We start from the raw sequence: 16,608 nt of genomic DNA on the forward strand, positions 1-16,608 counted from the left end.
CAGCCTTAGTCGGCCTTTACGATATGCCAGACGCCGCCGACGCCATCACCCGACACATCGCCGGCCTTCTTGTCCTTGATGAATGTGTAGACGGGCTTGCCGTCATAGGCCCACATCTTGGTGCCGTCGGTGCGGTCGACGACGGTCCATTCATCGTCCGCCTTGGCGCCGGCCTCGGCCTTCAGCGGCGGCCAGTTTGTGGCGCATTTGTCATAGCAGTTGGTCTTGCCCTTCTCGTCCTTGTCATAGGTATAGAGCGTCATGCCGTTGGCATCGGTGTAGATCTTGGTGCCGCCGACCTCGGCCTCCTTCCAGGCCTCTGCTGCGAAAGACGCGGCGGTGCTGAGCAAAAGCGCGGCCAACCCTAGTGTCACGGTTTTCATCGAAATCTCCCTGCTGATCCGAGGATGCGCGGCAATCGCGGCCTCGCTCGATCAACGCGCAGGTACCGACGTTTATTCCCGGGCATGCCAACACAATGGTGATTGGCAGAGGGGCCCGGGCGTCGCTATATCGGCGCCGTAAAGTCGGAGTTCTGGAATGGCACTCGATATAGGCTATGTCAGCGCGGTCGGGGCAGGGGCGATCTCGTTCCTGTCGCCTTGCGTGCTACCGCTGGTGCCGCCCTATCTCTGCTACATGGCCGGCGTGTCGGTCGACGATTTTCGCGGCAATGCCGGGGCAGCCGCCAAAGCCGGCGCCCGTACCGCGCTGCTTTATTCCTCGATTGCCTTCGTGCTCGGCTTCTCGACCGTGTTCGTCGCGCTGGGCGCCGGCGCCTCGAGCATCGGCCGCCTCCTGCGCGTCTGGCAGGAGCCGCTGGCAATGGGCGCCGGCGTGCTGATCATCCTGATGGGGCTGAATTTCCTCGGCATCCTGCGCATTCCGCTTTTGTCGCGCGAGGCGCGTTTCCAGTCGCAGGGCAAACCGGCAAGCGCGGTCGCGGCCTATGTCATGGGACTGGCCTTCGCCTTCGGCTGGACGCCGTGCATCGGCCCGGTGCTGGGGCCGATCCTGACGCTGGCCGGCGGCCGCGAGACAGTGGGCGAAGGCGCATTGCTGCTCGCCGCCTATTCGCTCGGCCTCGGTATCCCATTCCTGATCGCGGCACTGTTTTCCGGCGCCTTCATGCGTTTCCTCGGCAAATTCCGCGTCCATCTCGGCCGCGTCGAGAAGGCGATCGGCGCATTGCTGGTCGTCGCCGGCGTGTTTTTCCTCACCGGCGGGGTGCAGGCCGTGTCGTATTGGCTGCTGGAGAATTTTCCGCTGCTGGGCCGGCTGGGATAAGGCTGTCGGTATCGGGTGCGCACAAGATTGAACCTGTGACCCGCTGATTAAGAGTCGGCTGCTCACCATCTCACCGGAATTTAACCGCATTGGTGCAGCATGGCGCCCACTGCTAGCATGATTTGATTCCCAACGCTTTTCCTATGGTTGTCCTTCCATGAACCAGAGAACATGCCTATCCGTCATCCTCGCCGCCGGCGAAGGCACGCGCATGAAGAGCGCGCTGCCCAAGGTGCTGCACCAGATCGCCGGGCTGCCGATGGTCGCGCATGTGGTCAAGGCGGCCGAGGCAGCGGGCGCCGGCGACCTTGCGCTGGTGATCGGCCACGGCGCCGAGGAGATGCGCAAGGCGGCGCAGAAATTCGCGCCGGAGGTAGAGGCTTTCGTGCAGGAAAAGCGCCTCGGCACTGCGCATGCGGTGCTTGCCGCGCGCGCTGCTATATCAAAAGGTTACGACGATATCCTCGTCATGTTCGGCGATACGCCGCTGATCGATCCGGACGCCCTCACGGCCGCGCGCCTGAAGCTGGCGCAAGGTGCTGCCGTCGTGGTCATCGGCTTCCGCACGGCGAACCCCACCGGCTATGGCCGCCTGATCGAAAAAGGTGGCAAGCTCGTCGCCATCCGCGAGGAAAAGGACTGCTCCGACGAGGAGAAGAAGATCACCTTCTGCAATGGCGGGCTGATGGCGATTGCCGGCAGCCAGGCGATGAAACTGCTCGACGCCGTCGGCAACAGGAACGCCAAGGGCGAATACTATCTCACCGATATCGTCGAGCTTGCCAGCAACCAGGGCCTCGATGTCGTCGCCACCGAAGCCAGCTTCGAGAATGCGCTCGGCATCAACAACCGCGCCGAGCTGGCGCAGGCCGAAGGCATCTGGCAGGCACGCCGCCGGCAGGAAGCGATGCTTTCGGGCGTGACGCTGATCGCACCAGAAACGGTGTATTTCTCGCACGACACCGAGATCGGCGCCGATACTATTGTCGAGCCGAACGTCTGGTTCGGGCCCGGTGTGAAGATTGCAGGCGGCGCCAGGATTCACGCCTTCAGCCATATCGAAGGCGCCATCGTCGCCGCTCATTGCGATGTCGGCCCCTTCGCGCGGCTGCGGCCGGGCGCCGATCTCAAACAGAAAGCCAAGGTCGGCAATTTCTGCGAGGTCAAGCAGGCCGTCATCGAGGAGGGCGCCAAGGTCAACCATTTGACCTATATCGGCGACGCGCGGGTGGGCGCCGGGGCCAACATCGGCGCCGGCACGATCACCTGCAATTATGACGGCTATCTGAAGCACTTCACCGATATCGGCGAGGGCGCCTTTGTCGGATCGAATTCCTCGCTTGTCGCGCCGGTCACCATTGGCAAGGGCGGCTATATCGCCTCGGGCAGCGTCATCACCGAAAGCGTGCCCGACGATGCGCTGGCCTTCGGGCGTGCCCGCCAGAAGACGATCCCCGGCAAAGGCAAGGAATTGCGCGAGCGCTTCGCGTCGGCCGCGGTTGCCAAAAAGAGGTAAAACCGGTCTTCAAAAACTGAACGATTGCAGTAACTGGATTGCAAGTGCGCTGTGTCATGATGCATGCGTACGAGACTGTTCCCATTACACGGAACGAAACGCAAAGTAACTTTCGCGAGAGCCCGGCAATCCGTAGATAGCGCCGGGTTCTGCCGGGGATTGGGGACTGTCTGCATGTGCGGTATCGTTGGAATTGTCGGCCATTCGCAGGTTGCGCCGCTCATCGTCGATGCGCTGAAGCGGCTTGAATATCGAGGCTACGATTCGGCCGGCGTCGCCACCATAGAGAAGGGGGCGCTTGGCCGCCGCCGCGCCGAAGGCAAGCTGGTCAATCTCGAACGCCGGCTGAAGGACGAGCCGCTCGACGGCACGATCGGCATCGGTCACACCCGCTGGGCCACGCATGGCGTGCCGAACGAGACCAACGCGCACCCGCATTTCTCCAATGGCGTCGCCATCGTCCACAACGGCATCATCGAGAATTTCGCCGAGCTGCGCGACGAACTGATCCGCGACGGCTATTCCTTCTCGTCGCAGACCGACACCGAGGTCGTCGCGCATCTGGTGGCGCGGGAAGTCGCGAAAGGCTTGAAGCCGGTCGATGCCGCGCATGAGGCGCTCAAGCGGCTGGAAGGCGCCTTTGCGCTGGCGATCATGTTCACGGGCGACGAGGACCTCATCGTTGGCGCTCGCAACGGCCCACCGCTGGCGGTCGGCCATGGCGACGGCGAGATGTTCCTGGGCTCCGACGCCATCGCGCTTGCCCCGTTCACCAATTCGATCACCTATCTGGAAGACGGCGACTGGGCGGTGGTGCGCCGCAGCGGTGTCGCCATCTTCGACATTGACGGCGAAAAGGTCGACCGCAAGCGCCAGCAGTCGCTCTCGACCAGCTTCATGGTCGACAAGGGCAATCGCCGCCACTTCATGGAGAAGGAAATCCATGAGCAGCCGGAGGTGATCTCGCACACGCTGGCGCATTATGTCGATTTTGTTTCCGGCGTCTCCAAGCCGCTCGACCTGCCGTTCGACTTTGCTACGATCAACCGGCTGGCGATTTCGGCCTGCGGTACCGCCTATCTCGCCGGACTGATCAGCAAATACTGGTTCGAGCGCTACGCTCGGCTCCCGGTCGACATCGATGTCGCCTCCGAATTTCGCTACCGCGAAATGCCGCTGTCGAAGAACGACGCCGCCTTCTTCATCTCGCAATCGGGCGAGACCGCCGACACGCTGGCCTCGCTGCGCTATTGCCGCAAGGCCGGCATGAAGATCGGCGCCGTCGTCAACGTGCGGGAATCGACCATGGCGCGCGAATCCGACGTCATCTTGCCGACGCTGGCCGGGCCGGAGATCGGTGTCGCCTCGACCAAGGCCTTCACCTGCCAGTTGTCGGTGCTGGCCTCGCTCGCCGTCCGGGCGGGCGTGGCGCGCGGCACGATTTCGCGGGACGAGGAAAAGTCGCTGGTGCGGGCGCTTTCCGAGGCGCCGCGCTATGCCAACCAGGTGCTCAAACTCGAAGAGCAGATCGAACGGATCGCGCGGGACCTGTCGCGCTACAAGGACGTGCTCTATCTCGGACGCGACACCAATTTCCCGCTCGCCATGGAAGGCGCGCTGAAGCTCAAGGAGATCTCCTACATCCACGCCGAGGGCTATGCCGCGGGCGAGTTGAAGCACGGGCCGATCGCGCTTATCGACGAGAACATGCCGGTCATCGTCATCGCGCCGCATGACCGCATCTTCGAGAAGACTGTGTCCAACATGCAGGAGGTGGCGGCGCGCGGCGGCAAGATCATCCTGATCACCGACGCCAAGGGCGCCGCGCAGGCGAGCGTGAAGACGATGGAGACGATCATCCTTCCGGACGTGCCGGAAATCATCTCGCCGATCATCTACGCGCTGCCGATCCAGATGCTGGCCTATTTCGCCGCCGTTTTCATGGGCACCGACGTCGACCAGCCGCGCAATCTGGCGAAATCGGTGACGGTGGAGTAGGCGTTTTTTAAACAGGTGCTTTAAAAACTTCGCAGTTCCAAAGCGCCTTCCGGTTCACTAATGTTTGCGCTGCAACTCGCGCCCCGGTGAACCATGTCAGATGCTCTCAAGACCTCCGGCATGACCCGGCTGAGGAACTATTTCCTCACAGGCTTCGTCGTCTGCGCGCCGCTGGCGATCACCGCCTATATCGCGTGGTCCTTCATCGGTTGGGTGGATTCCTGGGTCAAACCCTATATTCCGGCACGCTACAGTCCCGATACCTATCTGCCGTTCCCGGTTCCGGGGTTCGGGCTGATCGTGGCGCTTGTCCTGATCACGCTGATCGGGTTCATGACCGCCAATATCGTCGGCCGCGCCATCGTCAATTTCGGCGAGCGCCTGCTTGGCCGCATGCCGCTGGTGCGGGGCATCTATCGCTCGCTGAAGCAGATTTTCGAAACCGTGCTGTCGAACAAAGGTGACATGTTCCGCCAGGTCGGCTTGGTCGAATATCCGCGCAAGGGGGTGTGGTCGCTGGTGTTCGTGGCCAGCGAGAAGGAAACCGAGATCAACCAGAAGCTTGACCAGGAAGGCGATCCGCTGACCGCTGTCTTCATGCCTTGTACGCCCAATCCGACGACGGGCTTCCTGATGTATGTGCCGAAGTCGGACATCGTGCTGCTCGACATGACGATCGAGGATGGCGCCAAGCTGATCGTCTCGGCCGGGCTGGTGGCGCCGGAGGTGAAAACGAAGCTGGTGATGCTGAATGGCGAGCCGATCACGGGCACCCTGGCCAATCCGCCGCTCGGGCCTTATCCCGCCCGCAGGAGCCGCACCGCCTCGTCGCGGCCGAACAAGTAGAGCAGCAGGCGCAGCGCTTCGCCGCGCTCGGTCTGCAGGTCCGGATCACGCGACAGGATCAGTCTTGCGTCATCGCGGGCCGCTTCGAGCAGGTCCGCATGCGCCTCGATGCGCGCGACCTGGAAGCCCGGCGTGCCGGACTGACGGGTGCCAAGCAATTCGCCTTCGCCGCGCAGCTTCAGGTCCTCCTCGGCGATCACGAAGCCATCCTCGGTCTCGCGCATCACCGACAGGCGCCGCTTGGCCGTTTCGCCGAGCGGATCCTTGTAGAGCAATACACAGGACGAAGGCTTGTCGCCGCGCCCGACGCGGCCGCGCAACTGGTGCAGCTGGGCGAGGCCGAAACGTTCGGCGTGTTCGACGACCATGATGGTCGCGTCCGGCACGTCGACGCCGACCTCGATGACGGTTGTGGCAATCAGGATACGTGTCTCGCCCTGCTTGAAGGCGCGCATCGCTTCGTCCTTCTCGGCGCCCTTCATGCGGCCGTGGACGAGGCCGATCCGGTCGCCGAACAGCGGCTTCAGGGAAGCAAAGCGGTCCTCGGCCGACATCAGCTTTATCTCTTCGGATTCTTCCACAAGCGGGCATATCCAGTAGATTTTCTGGCCGCCGGCCACCGCTTCCACCATGCGATCGACGAGTTCGTCCAGCCGCTCAAGCGGCAGCGTGACGGTGCGGATCGGCTGCCGGCCGGCCGGCTTTTCCGTCAGCTTGGAGACGTCCATGTCGCCGAAGGCGGTCAGCACCAGCGTGCGCGGAATGGGGGTTGCTGTCATCACCAGCATGTCTGGCGCGTCGCCCTTGGCGGTGATGGCAAGCCGCTGGTGAACGCCGAAGCGATGCTGCTCGTCCACGACGGCAAGGACGAGGTCGTGGAACGCCACCGTTTCCTGGAACAGCGCGTGGGTGCCGATGACGATGTCGATCTCGCCGCCGGCCAGTCCCGCCAGCGTTTCGGTGCGTTCGCGGCCCTTTTCGCGACCGGTGAGGATGGCCGTGCGCATGCCTGCCCGTTCCGCCAAAGGGGCGATCGTCGCCACGTGCTGGCGCGCCAGGATCTCTGTCGGCGCCATTAGGGCAGCCTGGCCGCCAGCCTCGACGGCACGCGCCATGGCCAGGAGCGCAACGACCGTCTTGCCGGAGCCGACGTCGCCTTGCAGGAGGCGCAGCATGCGCTCGGGGTCGGCGAGGTCTGCATTGATTTCGGCGAGCGCGAATTCCTGGGACGCGGTCAATGTGTAGGGCAGGGCCGCGCGCAGCTTGTCGACGATCCGGCTGTCGCCGGTGAGCGGCCGGCCGGACAGCCTGCGGACCCTCGACCGGACCAGGGCGAGCGACACCTGGCCCGCCAGCAACTCGTCATAGGCGAGGCGCCGCCATGCGGCGCCTTCGATGGCGACATCGATCGGGTCCGCGGGATGATGGATGCGGGCCAGCGCGTCACCGAAAGACGGGAAACTCTGGCGGCGCATGAAAGCGCCATCCTGCCACTCAGGCAGTTCCGGCAGACGGCCGAGCGCCTGGCCGATGGCGCGGCGCAGCACCTTGGCGGACAGCCCCGCCGTGAGCGGATAGACCGGCTCGACCAGCGGCAGGTTTTCGGCGTCGCCGGCCAAGGCGATATGATCCGGGTGGACCATGGTCGGGCGCCCGTTGAACCATTCCATGCGTCCGGAGACCACGACATGCTCGCCCACAGGCATCGATTTTTCCAGATAGGCAGCATGGGCGTGGAAGAAGGTCAGCGCCACTTCGCCGGTATCGTCATGGGCGTAGACCCGGTAAGGCACCGACCTGTTGCCGCGCGGCGGCGGCTGGTGGCGGTCGATGCGCAGGTCGAGCGTGACGATGGCGCCTTCGGCCGAGCCGGCAATGCCCGGCCGGTTGCGGCGGTCGATGACGGTATGCGGCAGCACGAACAGAAGATCGCCGGCGCGCGCCGCTCGGTCGCCGAGATCGGCCGCGACGACTTTTTCGATCAGCGCGCCGACCTTCGGCCCGACACCGGCGAGCGACGTGATCGGGACGAAAAGCGGGTCAAGGATGGAAGGACGCATGATGTCAGCTTATGTCGCGACGGCTGCAGCGCAAGGCTGACAGCCCCTTCTATCCACGCTATATGCGCCGCAGCAAGCGAGGATGCGGCACAATGACGGGAACGAAACGATCAAGCGAGGGGCTCGACGCCCGCCGCCGCAAGCTCTTGTTTCGCTCCTGGCACCGCGGCATGCGCGAGATGGACCTTATCCTCGGCACCTTCGCCGATGCTGAGATCGGCGCCTTGACCGGCGATGAAATCGACCAATATGAAAAGCTCCTCGATATTCCCGACACCGAGTTCCTGCCCTTGATCACCGGCGAACGTCCTGTTCCCGCCGAAATTGATTGTGCGGTCCTGCAAAAAATCATGGCTTCACGCCGGACAATGACCTTTTGAAGAACGCTTCCATGAGCCTCATTCCCACCATCGGCTTGCCGAAAGGCCGTGCCGGCCAGTTCATCGTCGACGGCGTCGCCGACGGCTATGAAGCCTTCGCGCTGGTGCAGGCGGCGCGCGAGATCGCGCCCGACAAGCCGGTGCTGTTCGTGGCGCGCGACGGGCAGCGCCTGCCGGCAATCACAGAGGCGCTGGCCTTTGCCGCTCCCGGCCTGCCCGTGCTGGAACTGCCCGCCTGGGACTGCCTGCCCTATGACCGCGTCTCGCCCGGCTCGGATGCGGCCGCCCGGCGGCTCGACGCGCTCGCCGCCATGATCGCGCTGGCGAGGAAGCCGCATCGCGCCGTCATTCTCACCACCGCCAATGCGCTGCTCCAGCGCATTCCGCCCGCGGATCTCATCGAGGCGCAGACCTTCCACGCCAAACCTGGCAACCAGGTCGATATGAACGCGCTGGTGTCGCGGCTGGAGACATCGGGCTTCGACCGGGTGCCGACGGTGCGCGGCATCGGCGAGTTCGCCGTGCGCGGCGGCATCCTCGACCTTTTCGCACCCGGCTGGGCCGAGGCGCTGAGGCTGGATTTCTTCGGCGATACGCTGGAATCGATCCGCGTCTTCGACGTGGCCACGCAGCGCACCACCGGGCAGCGCAAGTCCATGGCGCTCCAGGCGATGAGCGAGGTGGCGCTGACGCCGGAGACGATCAGCCGCTTCCGCCGCGCCTATATCGAAGCGTTCGGCGCGCCGTCGCGGGACGATGGGCTTTACGCCGCGGTCAGCGAAGGCCGGCGCTTCGCGGGCATGGAACATTGGCTGCCGTTCTTCTACGAGCGGTTGGAGACCGTGTTCGACTATCTGCCGGACACGCCTGTCGTTTTCGACCATCTGGCGCATGAAGCGCTTGCCGAACGCCACACGCTGATCCTCGATCACTACGAGGCGCGCAAAAAGCAGGCCGAAGGTGCGCTGAAGGACGCGGTGCCCTACAAGCCGGTGGCGCCGGACCTGCTTTACCTCTCGCCGGAAAATCTCGTCGCTTCTCTCGGACCGCGCGAAGCGATCGACTTCACCGCCTTCGACGCACCGGATGCGGGAGCGAGAAAGGTCTTCCACGCCGGCTCGCGCCATGGCCGCAGCTTCGCGGAAGAGCGCGCCGACCCCAACGTCAATGTCTTCGACGTGGCGGTAAAGCACATCGCCGACGAACGCGCGGCACGCCGCCGCGTCATTGTCGCCGGCTGGACCGAGGGCTCGCTCGACCGGCTCGGCCAAATTCTCGCCGAACATCGTCTGGGCAATCTTGCGCCGGTGGCGACCTTGGCGGAGGCGGAGAAACTCGAGCCGGGGCAGGCGGCGTTGGCCGTGCTGCCGCTGGAATCCGGTTTCGAGACCGAAAGACTGGTCGTCGTCGCCGAACAGGACATTTTGGGCGACCGGCTGATCCGGCGCTCCAAGCGCAAGAAGCGCGCGTCCGACTTCATTGCCGAAGCCTCGGCCCTGTCGGCTGGCGACATCGTCGTCCATGCCGACCACGGCATTGGCCGCTTCATCGGCCTGCGCACAATCGAAGCCGTCGGGGCGCCGCATGATTGCCTGGAAATCCACTATGCCGGCGACGACCGGCTGTTCCTGCCGGTGGAAAACATCGAGCTCCTGTCGCGCTACGGCTCCGATACAGCCGAGGCGACACTCGACAAACTCGGCGGCGGCGCCTGGCAATCGCGCAAGGCGCGGCTGAAGAAACGCCTGCTCGACATGGCCGGGCAGTTGATCCGCATCGCCGCCGAACGGCAGATGCGCGCTGCACCCCCGCTGGTGCCGGCGGAAGGCCTCTATGGCGAGTTCGCCGCGCGCTTCCCCTATGAGGAGACCGATGACCAGCAGACGGCGATCGATTCCGTCAGGGACGATCTGGCGGCCGGCAAGCCGATGGACCGGCTGATCTGCGGCGATGTAGGTTTCGGCAAGACCGAAGTGGCGCTGCGCGCCGCCTTCATCGCGGCGATGGAAGGATTTCAGGTGGCGGTCGTCGTGCCGACAACCCTGTTGTCCCGCCAGCATTTCAAGACCTTCTCGCAGCGCTTTTCCGGCCTGCCGATCCGCGTCGCCCAGGCATCGCGGCTGGTCGGCGCAAAGGATCTGGCAGAGACCAAGAAGGGCATTGCCGAAGGGACGGTGGATATCGTGGTCGGCACCCACGCGCTGCTCGGCAGCGCGATCTCGTTCAAGAATCTCGGCCTACTGATCATCGATGAAGAGCAGCATTTTGGCGTCAAGCACAAGGAACGGCTGAAGGACCTGAAGACCGACGTCCACGTGCTGACGCTGTCGGCGACGCCTATCCCGCGCACGCTGCAACTGGCATTGACCGGCGTGCGCGAACTGTCGCTGATCGCCACGCCGCCGGTCGACCGCATGGCGGTGCGCACCTTCATCTCGCCCTTCGATCCGCTGGTCATTCGCGAGACGTTGTTGCGCGAGCGTTATCGCGGCGGCCATTCCTTCTATGTCGTGCCGCGCATCAGCGATCTGGCGGAAATCCATGATTTCCTGAACCAATCCGTGCCGGAACTGAAGGTGGCGGTGGCCCATGGCCAGATGCCGCCGGGCGAACTCGACGACATCATGAACGCCTTCTACGACGGCCAGTACGACGTTCTCTTGTCGACCACCATCGTCGAATCCGGCCTCGACATCCCGACCGCCAACACGCTGATCGTCCATCGCGCCGACATGTTCGGCCTGTCGCAGCTCTATCAGTTGCGCGGCCGTGTCGGGCGCTCGAAGGTGCGCGCCTACGCACTGTTCACACTGCCGGCCAACCGCAAGCTGACCGACACCGCCGAACGTCGGCTGAAAGTGCTGCAGTCGCTCGACACGCTGGGCGCCGGCTTCCAGCTCGCCAGCCACGACCTCGACATCAGAGGCGCAGGCAATCTGCTCGGCGAAGAGCAGTCCGGCCACATCAAGGAAGTCGGCTTCGAGCTCTACCAGCAGATGCTGGAGGAGGCGGTCGCGGAGGTGAAGGATTCCGGCGAGGTGCTGGATGGCGGCTGGTCGCCGCAGATCGCCGTCGGCACGGCGGTGATGATCCCGGAGAGCTATGTGCCGGACCTGCAGCTCAGGCTGGCGCTCTATCGGCGCCTCGGCGACCTCGAGAGCACCGAGGAAATCGATGCTTTCGGCGCCGAGCTGATCGACCGTTTCGGCCCGCTGCCGGAGGAGGTGAAGCATCTGCTCAAGATCGTCTTCATCAAAGCCCTCTGCCGCAAGGCCAATGTCGAGAAGCTCGATGCCGGGCCGAAGGGCGTGGTCATCCATTTCCGCAAGCGCGAGTTTTCCAACCCGGTCGGACTGGTCAAATTTATCGGCGAGCAAGGCTCGCTGGCAAAGATCCGGCCGGACCAAAGTGTCGTCTTCACCCGCGACTGGCCAACGGCGGAAAAGCGTTTGGCGGGCTCGGCTGTCGTCATGACGCAACTGGCGCGGCTGGTAGAGAAGGCGGCGTAGCCAGCCCGGCCCATTCGCCAGCGCTGAAATTCCGGTCTAGAATAGGAAATCGGCTTCGTGTATGGAGCCGCCACCCCACATGGGGGCTGGAAATGGCGGGCGAGGGTGCTTGCCGGAAAGAGCGTTGGGTGCAGCGATGACGAAATGGTCGCCGAATTCGTGGAGGGCAAAGCCGATCAAGCAGGTCCCTGCTTATCCGGACCTTGCCGCGCTGAAGAACACGGAGGCCCAGCTCGCCACCTTTCCGCCGCTGGTTTTTGCTGGTGAAGCGCGCAAGCTGAAGAAGCAACTGGCCAGCGTCGCTGCCGGCGAGGCATTTCTGCTCCAGGGCGGCGATTGCGCCGAAAGCTTTGCCGAACATGGCGCGGACAACATCCGTGACTTCTTCCGCGTCTTCCTGCAAATGTCGGTGGTGCTGACCTTCGCCGGTGCGCAGCCGGTGGTGAAGATCGGCCGCGTTGCGGGCCAGTTCGCCAAGCCACGCTCGTCCGACAACGAGACCAAGGGCGAGGTGACGCTGCCGAGCTATCGCGGCGACATCATCAATGGCATCGAATTCGACCTCAAGTCGCGCATTCCCGATCCTGCCCGCCAGGAAATGGCGTACCGTCAGTCGGCGGCAACGCTCAATCTTTTGCGCGCCTTCGCGCAGGGCGGCTACGCCAGCCTCGAGAATGTGCATCGCTGGATGCTCGGCTTCGTCTCCGACAGCCCTCAGGCCGAAAAATACGAGTCGCTCGCCAACCGCATCACCGAGACGATGGATTTCATGCGCGCGGTCGGCATCACCTCCGAAACCAATTTCGCGCTGCGCGAGACTGATTTCTATACCAGCCACGAGGCGCTGCTGCTCGGCTATGAGGAAGCGCTGACGCGTGTCGATTCGACCTCCGGCGACTGGTACGCGACGTCTGGCCACATGATCTGGATCGGCGACCGTACCCGCCAGCCCGACCATGCGCATGTCGAATATTGCCGCGGCATCAAGAACCCGCTCGGCCTGAAATGCGGCCCGTCGCTGACGCCGGACGGCTTGCTGGAACTGATCGACCTGCTCAACCCCGAGAACGAGCCAGGCAGGCTGACGCTGATCGCGCGCTTCGGTTCCGACAAGGTCGCCGAGCATCTGCCGAAGCTGGTGCGGGCGGTGCAGAAGGAAGGCCGTAGCGTCGTCTGGTCGTCAGACCCGATGCATGGCAATACGATCGAAGCGGCCGGCTACAAGACGCGGCCGTTCGACCGCATCCTGAAGGAGGTGCAGACGTTCTTCGAGGTGCACCGCGCCGAAGGCACGCATCCGGGCGGCATCCATGTCGAGATGACCGGCAAGAACGTGACTGAATGCACCGGCGGCGCCCGCGCCATCACCGCCGAGGAATTGCAGGACCGCTATCACACCCATTGCGACCCGCGCCTCAATGCCGACCAGGCCATCGAACTGGCGTTCCTGGTGTCGGACCTGCTCAAGAAAAGCCACCCGGTGCAACACAAGCAGGTCGCCAACGGCTGACCCGTCCAAAGCAGTTCACAGGAAAAGCGCTTCCTGCCGAAAAATCAGTCTTGCTTGTAGAGCAGCCAGCTCTTGCCGGCGCGGCCCGCCATTGCCGAATGCCTGGTCACGCGGTTACGGCCGCTGACCTTTGAGCGGTAAAGCGCCCGGTCTGCCTTGCTGTAGAGGTCTTCAGGGCCCTCGGCTTCGGATGCCATGCAGATTCCCATCGAGACGGTGACGGTGCCGTAATTTATGCCGGTCTGGCTGCTGGTGAAAGGCGACTGCTCGATCAGCGCGCGAATGCGTTCGGCGATTTCGTAGGTGGCGTCCTCGCTTGCGCCCTCGACGATCAGCGCGAATTCCTCGCCGCCGGTGCGGGCGACGAACATGTCGGCGCGAATGCTGGTCTGGAATATATCGGCGATGATCTGGAGGATCTTGTCGCCGACGGGATGGCCGTACCTGTCGTTGATGTCCTTGAACCGATCGATGTCGGCGAGGATCAATGCATTGAACAGGATGCCTTTGTTGCTGTTGTAGATCCTGGTGATTTCCTTGTCGAAGGCGCGACGGTTCCAGATTTGCGTCAGGGGGTCGGTGTCGGCCAGGCGCTTGTATTCCTCGAGCTTCGACTTGACGCTTTCCAGTTCCGCGGTCTTGTCGCTGAGCGTCGAGGCAACTTGCCGGCCATGATCGATCGTCGAATGGGTGGCGACCGCCATGGCGTTGACGATCTTCTGCAGAACATCCGGCGACAGCAGGCTGTTTCTGCCGAGTCCGCTCGACGTTTCGTTGAGGATCCTGCCGTATTTCTCGATGTGGCTGCGCTCGCTCCTCAGCAGCGAAGCGATGTCCTCGAGTTCGTTGGCGATGACTTCCCTGGCATGCTCGACGATGCCGGAGCCATGGTTCTGGGCAAAGAAGGCGCGTCCGATCTGGTCGATGTCGTCCTGTGTCGGTCGGCCGCTCAGCGACACGACGGCAAGGCTGAGCTCGCGATTGGATCCGCTCAAGGCCTCGTAGAAGATCTCGTAGTTGCGTGGCAGGCCGAGCACGCCGAGCTGGCGCATTGTGGCCAGGACAGTGCTCGCAATATCGGTGCTTCGTTCGCTCTGGGCGGCTGCCGGCTGCATGTTCTGTTCACTCTTCCCCGGGAACACGCTGCGGCATTCGCAGGCATCCAATGTCGCCGACCTGGGGAACGCTGGCCATTCCAGTCCATCTTGCGAAGAAGGCGCGTCCCCACTCACGACTTTCGCTTGCGAGGATCATAGATGCAGCAGCGCTAAAGTTTCCTTAATCCGCTGAATCCGGCCTGTTTTTCGCTGATTCCGGCTTTACACGCCTTCATCCGTGAACAAACAATTCCCGAGCGCGCCAAATGCATGTCGCATTTTCTTGCGCGCAGCCACCGAAAAGCTGGGATCCTGTCAGCAGCGATTTCTTTTGGGATGGTGCGATGAGTGAAAATCATACGGGATCGTGTCTCTGCGGAGCGGTTCGCTTCAGGACACGAGGGCCGTTGCGCGGCGTCATCTATTGCCATTGCTCGCAATGTCGCAAGCAGAGTGGACATTTCTATGCCGCAACCAATGTCCCGGACGCCAATATCGATATCGACGGCGCCGACAACATCACCTGGTATGAGGCGTCCGCCTTCGCCGGGCGCGGTTTTTGCAAGACATGCGGATCGCTGCTTTTCTGGAAACCGCGGGACGACGCCTATGTTTCGGTTCTGGCGGGATCGTTCGATGAACCGACAGGCCTCAAGGGCCAATGCCACATATTCGTGGGTGACAAGGGCGATTATTATTCGATCGACGACGCGCTGCCTCAATTCGAGAAGTCGACCCCATCGGTGAAGGTCGCCGACGAATGAATTTTGGGCGAGCCAGCTTATTCCATTGATCGGGCCATTGCTTTATCCCGTGCCGGTGATTCGCAAAGGGGTTTGGCATGCAGCGGCTGATCGACGCTTATTTCAACTCGCTGCGGGCGTTCCGCAAGCTGGCTGCAACTGAAAAAGCTTTCCAGCAGGAGCTGGCGCTGCTCGCCCTTGCCCTTCCGATCGGCTGGTTCGTTTCGGTGTCGTGGCGCGGCTACGCGCTGCTGATCGGCGCGGTGCTGCTCCTGATCATGGTCGAGGTGCTGAACACCGGCATCGAAGCGGCCTGCGATGCCTTTAGCCGCGAATTCAATGTCGACATCCAGCTGGCCAAGGACTGCGGTTCGCTGGCGGTACTGATCTCCGTGGCGATCGTCGCCGGCGTCTGGGGCATCGCGATCATCGAGCGTATCGTCGGGCTGCCGATCTGAGCTTTCGACCGCCGGCCGGCGGTCAGTTTTCCCTGGCGCGTTCCTTTCGGGCGAAATGGCGGGCGATGAGCCAGGCGAGTACGGCCACGGCCAGGCCGATAGCCAGGCCCACCAATATCCGCTCATGGCGAAGCAGCGCCTGGCCGATGAAATGCTCGGCGCCCAACCCGAAGACATAGCCGATGGTGCTGAACAGCACCGCCCAGACCGCCGAGGAAATGGCGTTCAAGACGATGAAGCGGGGTGCTGCGATGTTCGACAGGCCGGCCGCGATGCCACCGACCAGGCGCATGCCATAGACGTAGCGGTTCGACAGCACGAAGATGTTGGGATGGGTGTTGAGCAGACGATAGGCGCGGCGGAAGCCGGGCCGCTTGCGCAACCCGACGACATAGCGATGGTCCGCGAAACTTCTCCCCAGGATGAAGAAGCAGGTGTCGCCGGCGAAGGCCCCAAGCGCTGCCACGACGACAGTCTGCCAGAGGACGAAGATATGCTGATGGGCGAAGAAGCCGCCGAGTATGGCGGCACTCTCGCCCTCGGCGACACAGCCCAGAAAAACGGCGATCAGCCCGTATTGTTCGATGAAATGATGGATCGCGTCGCTCATGACGGCGATTGCTGCGACAGCCTCTCGTCGATCCGCTTGACCAGTTCGGTCAGCCGCACGATCTCGTCGCGCATGCCGATGATCTGGCCGTGGCGCATTTCGTCCAGCTTTTCATGCAGCGCCATGATCTCGATCTCGGCCTTCAGATTGACCTCGTAGTCGTGGGCGGCATCGATGCGGTCGCGCTCGGTCTGGCGGTTCTGCGCCATCATGATCACCGGCGCCTGCAGCGCCGCGACCATGGACAGGACGAGATTGAGGAAGATGAACGGGTAGGGATCGAAGGCGTCGCGCGCCAGAAGCCAGGCATTGGCTGATGTCCAGACGATCAGGAAGGCAATGAAGCCAAGGATGAACGACCAGGAACCGCCGATGCGGGCGATGCTATCGGCAAGGCGGTCGCCAAAGGTCTGGTGGAAGGCGACGGCCTTGTTGGTGTCCCTCGAGATCGTGGTGCGCTCGAGCGTCGACTGCAGCACCCGGTTCTCCAGGGCACTGAGACCGTCCGGCTTTCGTCTCAGCCAGCGGTTCGCCAGATCGTCGATCGTCTTGTTCATGGCCGTCTCCAAGGGCTTGGCTGGCGATAGAGGTAGA

General features: G+C 63.3%; 14 protein-coding genes. 9 read left to right on the plus strand and 5 right to left on the minus strand.

What is annotated here, in order from left to right; all coding sequences use genetic code 11:
- Positions 1-5: 5 nt before the first annotated feature.
- Positions 6-383, minus strand: a complete 378-nt coding sequence (locus tag LB547_RS03070; protein ID WP_140525400.1) for a hypothetical protein — start codon at positions 381-383, stop codon at positions 6-8.
- Positions 384-540: 157 nt separating this feature from the next.
- Between LB547_RS03070 and LB547_RS03075 the strand changes: the two genes are divergently transcribed.
- From LB547_RS03075 to LB547_RS03090, 4 genes are all read left to right on the plus strand, one after another.
- On the plus strand, positions 541-1,287 hold the full coding sequence (locus tag LB547_RS03075; RefSeq protein ID WP_140498969.1) for a cytochrome c biogenesis CcdA family protein: 747 nt from the start codon (positions 541-543) through the stop codon (positions 1,285-1,287).
- A 157-nt stretch (positions 1,288-1,444) separates the two neighbouring features.
- Positions 1,445-2,803: a bifunctional UDP-N-acetylglucosamine diphosphorylase/glucosamine-1-phosphate N-acetyltransferase GlmU gene (gene glmU, locus LB547_RS03080; protein ID WP_140557818.1), complete on the plus strand. Its 1,359-nt coding sequence runs from the start codon at positions 1,445-1,447 to the stop codon at positions 2,801-2,803.
- A 174-nt stretch (positions 2,804-2,977) separates the two neighbouring features.
- Positions 2,978-4,801 (plus strand): glutamine--fructose-6-phosphate transaminase (isomerizing), encoded by a 1,824-nt coding sequence (glmS, locus tag LB547_RS03085; protein WP_140761843.1) that lies wholly within the window; start codon positions 2,978-2,980, stop codon positions 4,799-4,801.
- Positions 4,802-4,894: 93 nt separating this feature from the next.
- Complete coding sequence (locus tag LB547_RS03090; RefSeq protein ID WP_140557815.1) at positions 4,895-5,647, plus strand: DUF502 domain-containing protein; 753 nt, start codon at positions 4,895-4,897, stop codon at positions 5,645-5,647.
- Here the strand turns inward: LB547_RS03090 and recG are convergent.
- Entirely contained in the window at positions 5,599-7,707 is a 2,109-nt protein-coding gene (recG, locus tag LB547_RS03095) for an ATP-dependent DNA helicase RecG (protein WP_140633912.1), read from the minus strand. The two genes, LB547_RS03090 and recG, sit on opposite strands and share 49 nt — an antisense overlap.
- Positions 7,708-7,799: 92 nt before the next feature.
- Between recG and LB547_RS03100 the strand changes: the two genes are divergently transcribed.
- The 3 genes from LB547_RS03100 (at position 7,800) to LB547_RS03110 (ending at position 13,106) form a co-directional block, all read left to right on the plus strand.
- On the plus strand, positions 7,800-8,087 hold the full coding sequence (locus LB547_RS03100) for a succinate dehydrogenase assembly factor 2 (protein WP_140498959.1): 288 nt from the start codon (positions 7,800-7,802) through the stop codon (positions 8,085-8,087).
- An 11-nt stretch (positions 8,088-8,098) separates the two neighbouring features.
- Positions 8,099-11,596, plus strand: coding sequence for a transcription-repair coupling factor (mfd, locus tag LB547_RS03105; RefSeq protein ID WP_140525395.1), 3,498 nt, complete (start codon positions 8,099-8,101; stop codon positions 11,594-11,596).
- A gap of 136 nt (positions 11,597-11,732) precedes the next feature.
- Complete coding sequence (locus tag LB547_RS03110) at positions 11,733-13,106, plus strand: class II 3-deoxy-7-phosphoheptulonate synthase (RefSeq protein ID WP_140515265.1); 1,374 nt, start codon at positions 11,733-11,735, stop codon at positions 13,104-13,106.
- 44 nt (positions 13,107-13,150) lie between these two features.
- On the opposite strand, the gene LB547_RS03115 is transcribed toward LB547_RS03110, so the two are convergent.
- Positions 13,151-14,221 (minus strand): GGDEF domain-containing protein, encoded by a 1,071-nt coding sequence (locus LB547_RS03115; protein ID WP_140761840.1) that lies wholly within the window; start codon positions 14,219-14,221, stop codon positions 13,151-13,153.
- Between the two features lie 326 nt (positions 14,222-14,547).
- Between LB547_RS03115 and LB547_RS03120 the strand changes: the two genes are divergently transcribed.
- Positions 14,548-14,967: a GFA family protein gene (locus LB547_RS03120; RefSeq protein ID WP_140560904.1), complete on the plus strand. Its 420-nt coding sequence runs from the start codon at positions 14,548-14,550 to the stop codon at positions 14,965-14,967.
- A gap of 77 nt (positions 14,968-15,044) precedes the next feature.
- Complete coding sequence (locus LB547_RS03125; RefSeq protein WP_140557810.1) at positions 15,045-15,404, plus strand: diacylglycerol kinase; 360 nt, start codon at positions 15,045-15,047, stop codon at positions 15,402-15,404.
- A 22-nt stretch (positions 15,405-15,426) separates the two neighbouring features.
- On the opposite strand, the gene LB547_RS03130 is transcribed toward LB547_RS03125, so the two are convergent.
- Both LB547_RS03130 and LB547_RS03135 read right to left on the minus strand, forming a co-directional pair.
- Positions 15,427-16,014 (minus strand): DedA family protein, encoded by a 588-nt coding sequence (locus tag LB547_RS03130; protein ID WP_140498949.1) that lies wholly within the window; start codon positions 16,012-16,014, stop codon positions 15,427-15,429.
- On the minus strand, positions 16,011-16,571 hold the full coding sequence (locus tag LB547_RS03135) for a DUF1003 domain-containing protein (protein WP_140498947.1): 561 nt from the start codon (positions 16,569-16,571) through the stop codon (positions 16,011-16,013). Before LB547_RS03135 ends, LB547_RS03130 begins: the two co-directional genes overlap by 4 nt.
- Positions 16,572-16,608 lie beyond the last annotated feature (37 nt).

The organism is Mesorhizobium sp. B264B1B (genome assembly GCF_020165765.1).
In the GTDB taxonomy this organism is placed as follows: Bacteria; Pseudomonadota; Alphaproteobacteria; order Rhizobiales; family Rhizobiaceae; genus Mesorhizobium.